The sequence below is a fragment of the Azonexus hydrophilus genome, assembly GCF_905120355.1.
Taxonomy (GTDB): Bacteria; Pseudomonadota; Gammaproteobacteria; order Burkholderiales; family Rhodocyclaceae; genus Azonexus.
This window is the reverse complement of the sequence record NZ_CAJHOB010000010.1, coordinates 110,995-117,298: the sequence shown is the minus strand read 5'-3', so window position 1 is coordinate 117,298 and position 6,304 is coordinate 110,995. Positions and strand designations below refer to the sequence as shown.

Genomic DNA, 6,304 nt, shown 5'->3' with positions numbered 1-6,304 from the left:
TCCGTTTTCGATCATTTTACGAAACGTTGGACTCCACTTTTTTCAGCCTACCTCAAGAGGCTTTGGCACCCCAGTAAAGCCCCGACGGGTCCAACCCGTCCTCGCCAACCGTGCCGTTGGCCAAGCGGTTCACAAAACCCGAGAACGCTTCGTGTGGAGTGGAGAAAAGGTCTTTGTTCGCGGCAAGGTATTGGATTAGAAGACTCACTCCCTGAGCCAGCTTGCCCCGCCACGAGTGGCTCTTGCTGTTGATGCTCCACAGCATGTAATCGACCAGGGGTAATAACGGACCCTGGTCGGTCAGAATCACAGGGATCGAGCACTCGACACCGTGTGAATCTCTGACTACCCCTGCTTGGATGATGGTGTGGTCCATCGCCTTCGGCCTAGACCCAACACGCCGAGGGGATCGGATACTCCGTGCCCCAGACCTGCCGCGCTGTCGCTTGGACTCCTGGCACATTCGGCTTTGCCGAAAGCGCCCAGTGGGAAATCTTTTCTAAACCCGGTAGATTCATAGCGAAGATGAAACCCGATCCTTGACCATGGAAACACCGAGTAATAGTAATCGCACAACCAATAGTAAGGCAACCGCTACTGTTATCGAGCACCTGGGCCCCACTGCCAGATGCGTTATAGCCACAAAACAGCGCCTAGGCTAACTTATAGTAGCTAGATTCGACTACCGATAAAGGTTCCGGGGATAACCCACAGCACCCATCCGGGCATAGTCATTTAACCAAGCGCGTGGTGATGACGTTTTCCAGAGGGAATCAATCCGCCGCATGAAAGCCTCTCCGGCACCATCGACTGACCGTGCCGGAGAGGTTGAACCACGTTATTGCGGCGTGTACCGAATGCCGATGAAGGCATTCATGCCGGGCGTGTTGTACCCCTGAGCCAGTTCGTAGTTCTTGTCGAACAGGTTGTTGATCCGTCCCTCGATCGACAGGCTCTTGTTGATGGCGTAACGCCCGGTCAGGTTAACCAGGCCATAGCCGCCCATCTCGCCAGTTTCGTTATTGCTGTTGTAACGCTTGCCCACACCCAGCGCTTCCACGCCGGCCTCGAAGGCACCCCAGGTGCGACTGACGCCGACCATGCCCCGGTGTTTGGCACGACGCCCCAGTACTTTATGGTTGTCAGCATTCTCGGCATCCAGCCAGTCGTAACTGGCCTTGACGTTCCACTCACCGAAGCGCCCGGCATAAGTCACAGTCACCCCTTCCAGACGCGCCTTGCTGACATTTTCATAAGTACCCACCCTGGTCACGGGATCGGAAACCCAATCGATCAGGTTAGTGATCCGGTTGCGATACCAGGTGGCGTTGACCGTATGCGTGCCATTGTCCCAAGCCAGCCCAAGCTCCTGGTTGCGCGATTTTTCCGGTTTGAGATCGGGATTGCCGCTGCCCCACGGAGAATTCATGAACAACTGGTAAACCGAAGGTGCCTTGAAAGCAGTGCCATAGCTGACATGTGCCCGCAGTGCCTGGCTCAGACGGTAGCCGTAGGCCGCGCCCCAGGTATTCTGGCCGCCGAACTCGGAATGCTCGTCGCGGCGAGCGTTCAGCTGCCAGCTATGGTCACCGGCGCTGGCGGTCCAGCCAAGCAGGGCGGAATTGTTGTCGATCTCGGGCTGCCGCATGAAACCGGTGACTGGGCGAATCTCCTGCTCATGACGCTCAAGCGCGAACAATGCCTTACCCAGCGGCAGGATCACATCGTTCTGCCAGCTCATCTGGCGATTGCGCGTATCCTGCTGTGTCTTTTCCTCGGCCCAGGCATCCCTCCGCCAGGAAGTCTGGCGATCTTCCGCTTCGGCATACTGGAGGCGGCTGACCCAGTGCTCAGTCAAACGGTTACGGCTGAAAACCTGCCATTGCTCGGCGGTGAAATCGACCCGGTCGTCGTAGTTGCCATTGGCCGGTTGATTGCCACTGTCGTAGTGCGCCCGGCCTTCATTGCGCCGGTATGCAGCGCCGATTTCATGGCCGGCCGCCGGCATGAAGGATAGCGACGCCGCGCCCCCCGTGTTGCGGTAAGCATCATCATCAGCATCACGGTTGCTGGCCTTGCGCTGCGAAGAAAAACCATCGCTGGTACGCTGATCCGCTTCAACACGGAAACGCCACTGTTCATTGCCGCCGGACAGACCGGCGCTGGCCTGACGGGTGTTTTTACTGCCATAGCCGACGAAACCATCGGCACGCAGCCCTGGAGCGCCGCGCCGGGTGATGACATGGATCACCCCCCCGACGGCATCTGCGCCATATAACGTCGACCCCGGACCACGCAGGACTTCGATGCGCTCGACATCAGCGAGCGAAATGAAGCGCAGCGGCGAACCGGACAAATCAACTGAATTGATGGCAACCCCATCAACCAGAACCTTAGTATGCGCCGCATTGGCGCCACGAATGTAGAAGCTGGTTGACGTCCCGGGGCCGCCGTTTTGCACCGCCTGAATGCCCGGTTGGCGAGCCAGCAGTTCAGTGATGGTCCCGGCGCCGTGACGCTCGATTTCTGCCCGGTCGATCACGGTCACATCAGCCAGCACCTCAGACACGCGGCTTTCACTACGTGTCGCAGTGACGACGACAGGATCGAAGCTTTGCTCGGCCCGGACCTGGGTGTTTAAGGCGAACAGCGGCAGCAGCAAGGCCGCCAGCGGCTTGAGTCGGATATGCATGAGTTTCCCTCCGCCGGCAAGCGTCCCCGCAAGCCGGTGCATCATTGAATATGAATGCTGGGGAAAAAGGGCAGGCCACGACAGCCTCAGCGGCTCGCGACAGCCAGCACCGCCTCCCCGCAGCACTCTTGACGTGTTTGTCGCAGGCCGGTCTCCGGGCTTGCAAGTCTTGACGTATCGCCTTCCCGGTGTAACCCAGTGGCTTTGTGATACGCCCGCACTCGCTTACCGTTGCGGGGGCAGCAGCGGAATTGCCTCCATGGAGGCGCACCGCTTTCCCGTTTCACCGCGGTGGAATCGATCCACCAACGGCACCTGAAACGCGACGGATTCTAGCAGCAAAAGAGGCGGCCACGCATCCGGAGGGCAGATCCATACGGGTCTCTGTCATCCATCACCGCGTTTCCCCTCCTCCTTCTTTTACGCCACAATGCCGCTTTTGCCCCACCGCGGTAACTCGACCCCCATGCAACCACTTGCCTTCGTTGACCTTGAAACCACCGGCGCCACGGCGGCGGTCGACCGCATCACCGAAATCGGCATCGTCACCGTCGATGCCGATGGTCGGGTGGATGAATGGCAGCAGCTGGTCAATCCCGGGCAACCCATTTCACCCTTCATCGAACAACTGACCGGCATCAGTAATGCCATGGTCGCCACTGCGCCACCCTTCGCAGCAGTTGCCGGAGAAACCCTGGCGCGCTTGCAGGGGCGGTTGTTTGTAGCGCACAACGCGCGTTTCGATCACGGTTTCCTGAAACATGAATTCAAGCGCGCCGGCGTCCGCTTCCGGGGCCCAGCCCTATGCACGGTCAAACTGTCACGCGCCCTCTATCCGGAACATCAACGGCACAGTCTGGATGCACTGATCGAACGGCACCGTCTGCAGGCCGCGGCACGTCACCGGGCTTTGGCCGATGCGCAACTGGTGCACCAGTTCTGGCAGATTGCGCACCGGGAACGCACGCCGGAGCAGATCGCCGCCGCCATTGCCGCGCAGAATCCGCCCTGCGTTCTGCCGCCGCAGATCGACCCGGCACTAGCGGAAGAATTGCCGGAAACACCGGGGGTATTCGAACTGCGCGACGCGGCGGGTCAAGCCCTGTGGATCAGCCGCGCCGGCAACATCGCCCGGCAGTTGTCGCAATTTTTTGCCGCACCGGAAAAGACCAGCCGCGACCGCCAGGTGCGGGAACGGGTACAGCATATTGTCTGGCATGAAACTGCGGGCGAAATCGGCGCCCGCCTGCTCGAAGCGCGTTTGCGCGCGTTATCTCCCCCCAGCCTGCAACGGCCCCGACGCAATCACAGCGGGCCGGCGCCGCGCTGGCCTTTTGCCGGGCCGGCAGCATTACGCGAACTCTCGACCCTGCATCTGGTCGATCAGTGGTGCTACCTGGGCACCGCAGAAACACCGGATGCCCTCCCGGCTCTGCTCACCGCCCCCCGCCCGGGGTTTGACGCCGACATCTACGCCATCCTGAGCAAACACGCCGGCCAATTGACCTCGCTCGAAGCCCGCTCATGAAACTTAAAAACCATCTCCCCGACTGGGCCATGCCCTGGCTGGCTGACATTACCCTGGCACTGCAGATCGGCGCCGCCGTACTCCTGGCCTTTCTGCTACGAGCTGTACTGCACTGGCTGATCCGCCGCATCGTGCTGCGTCACAACCTGCCACTGGAACTGATCGTTGGCGGGGGCCGCATCAGTACGGCGCTTATTTTCGGCGGACTTCTGCTGTTCATCCTCGATCGTTTCGGGGTCTCGAGCATGGTGCTGTGGGGCGCCATCACCGGTTTCACAACCGTGGCGGCAGTCGCTTTTTTTGCCGCCTGGAGCGTCCTGTCCAATCTGTTCTGCTCAATATTGATCTATACCACCCGGCCATTTCGCCTGCACGATCACATCGAAATCCTGGAAAACGGCGACAAACCCGGACTGGGCGGCGAGGTGCTCGACATTCACCTGATCCACACCACCCTCCGGGAAAACCTGCCCGACCGCGAGCCCAGCCTGCTGCAGGTCCCCAACAGCCTCTTCTTCCAACGCATGGTGCGAGTCAAGATCAGCGCCCCGGAATAGACTGGCTGAACGCTGGCCTTAGCCCAGGATACCGATCACGTTGAGGAAGATGATCGCAATGGCCACCGGCGACACAAAGGCCACCACCCGGTACCAGAAAGAGAAACTGCGGCCAGACAGCCCGATTTCATCGGCCACATGCCGACGCTGCATAACCCAGGCGGTAAACACCGCAATCAGCAGCCCGGCCAACGGCATCATGATCTTGCTCGTCAGGGTATCGAGCAAATCGAAAAAACCAAGTCCGAACAGGGTGACACCGCTCCAGGCGTTGAACGACAGGGCTACCGCCACACCCAGCAACCAGATGCCCAGCGTCACCAGCAGCACGGCCACCTGGCGGCCCAGACCAAAACGCTCGACAACCAGGGTAACGCTGGGTTCCAGCAGGGAAATGGAGGAGGTCCAGGCGGCAAATACCACCAGCACGAAAAACAGGAAACCGACCACCTGCCCCCCCGGCATCTGCGAAAACGCCAGTGGCAGTGTCTGCAACAGCAAACCCGGCCCAGCGGCCGGTTCCAGTCCCTGGGCGAACACCACGGCAAAGATCGACAGACCGGCCAGCAGGGCCACCAGGGTATCGGCCACTGCCACCTGCAGGCAGATACGCGGAATCGAAGTAGCCCGGTCAAGATAGGAGCCATAGGTAATGATGGCCCCCATCCCCAGGCTCAAGGTAAAGAACGCGTGTCCCATAGCAGCGAACAACACGCTGCGGTTGATGGCTGCCGCATCGAAGTGGAACAGGAAACGAAAGGCCGCCGGCAGATCCGCAGCGAAGGCGCCGTAGCCCACCAGGAACAGCAGGATCAGGAACAGGCTCGGCATCATGATCCGGTTGGCGCGCTCGATACCGGAAGTCACCCCACCCAGCACGACTGCGGCGGTCATGGCCATGAACAGCGTATGCCAGAAAATCAGGCGGCCTGGATTGGCGAGCAGATCACTGAAGGCCTGTCCGAAGGCTTCCTTGGGCGCCGGGGCGAACCCACCCGCTGCCTGCCACGTATATTCCAGCACCCAGCCGGCGACCACGCTGTAGAACGACAGAATCAGGAAAGAGCCCATGATGCCGATGTAGCCGATAGCCAGCCACGCCTTACTAGCCCCGGCTTCGGCAACGAGCAGGCGCATCGTCCCCACTGGACTTGCCTGTCCACGCCGCCCCAGCAGGGTTTCCGCCATTAAAAGCGGGACGCCGATCAGCAGAATGCAAAACAGATAAACCAGGACGAAGGCACTGCCGCCATTGCTGCCGGTCATGTAGGGGAATTTCCAGAGGTTGCCCAGCCCTACCGCCGAACCGACCGTCACCAGAAAGAACCCCCAGCGACTGGACCAATGCACGCGCGCCTCTGGCGCCTGAGCAGTTTCCTGATTTTTCATTTCACCCTCTCCGGATTGAGCACGCCATGGACGTATTCGGCGCTCGATAACTTGGCAGGGGGCAGATTTTACGCTGCTAATCCGGGGATGCTGACATCGCACGCATGCAACGACGGCGTAAACGACAAAACCGGGGTT

4 protein-coding genes, 1 pseudogene and 1 riboswitch are annotated in these 6,304 nt (G+C 60.2%); of the genes and pseudogenes, 2 read left to right on the top strand and 3 right to left on the bottom strand.

Translation table 11 applies throughout. The annotated features are described in order from the left end of the window. Positions 1–52: 52 nt before the first annotated feature. On the bottom strand, positions 53–376 hold the full coding sequence (locus JYJ39_RS09770; protein ID WP_205203960.1) for a hypothetical protein: 324 nt from the start codon (positions 374–376) through the stop codon (positions 53–55). 462 nt (positions 377–838) lie between these two features. Beyond that, positions 839–2,692 (bottom strand): TonB-dependent receptor domain-containing protein, encoded by a 1,854-nt coding sequence (locus JYJ39_RS09765; protein WP_205203959.1) that lies wholly within the window; start codon positions 2,690–2,692, stop codon positions 839–841. Positions 2,693–2,820: 128 nt separating this feature from the next. Further along, positions 2,821–3,026: riboswitch (cobalamin riboswitch) on the bottom strand. 96 nt (positions 3,027–3,122) lie between these two features. Here JYJ39_RS09765 and JYJ39_RS14210 point away from each other — a divergent pair. Together JYJ39_RS14210 and JYJ39_RS09755 are read left to right on the top strand one after the other, a co-directional pair. Next, positions 3,123–3,608 (top strand): annotated as a pseudogene (locus JYJ39_RS14210) (3'-5' exonuclease); the annotation flags it as partial. 608 nt (positions 3,609–4,216) lie between these two features. After that, positions 4,217–4,777, top strand: a complete 561-nt coding sequence (locus JYJ39_RS09755; RefSeq protein ID WP_205203957.1) for a mechanosensitive ion channel family protein — start codon at positions 4,217–4,219, stop codon at positions 4,775–4,777. Positions 4,778–4,795: 18 nt separating this feature from the next. On the opposite strand, the gene JYJ39_RS09750 is transcribed toward JYJ39_RS09755, so the two are convergent. Then, the gene (locus tag JYJ39_RS09750; RefSeq protein WP_205203956.1) at positions 4,796–6,166 is read right to left on the bottom strand and encodes a sodium-dependent transporter; all 1,371 of its coding nucleotides are present in this window, start codon (positions 6,164–6,166) and stop codon (positions 4,796–4,798) included. Positions 6,167–6,304: the final 138 nt, after the last annotated feature.

Bases quoted from the DNA above. Each gene is read 5' to 3' on its own strand.
- JYJ39_RS09750 (WP_205203956.1), bottom strand. From the start codon at position 6,166: ATGAAAAATCAGGAAACTGCTCAGGCGCCAGAGGCGCGCGTGCATTGG.
- JYJ39_RS09755 (WP_205203957.1), top strand. From the start codon at position 4,217: ATGAAACTTAAAAACCATCTCCCCGACTGGGCCATGCCCTGGCTGGCT.
- JYJ39_RS09765 (WP_205203959.1), bottom strand. From the start codon at position 2,692: ATGCATATCCGACTCAAGCCGCTGGCGGCCTTGCTGCTGCCGCTGTTC.
- JYJ39_RS09770 (WP_205203960.1), bottom strand. From the start codon at position 376: ATGGACCACACCATCATCCAAGCAGGGGTAGTCAGAGATTCACACGGT.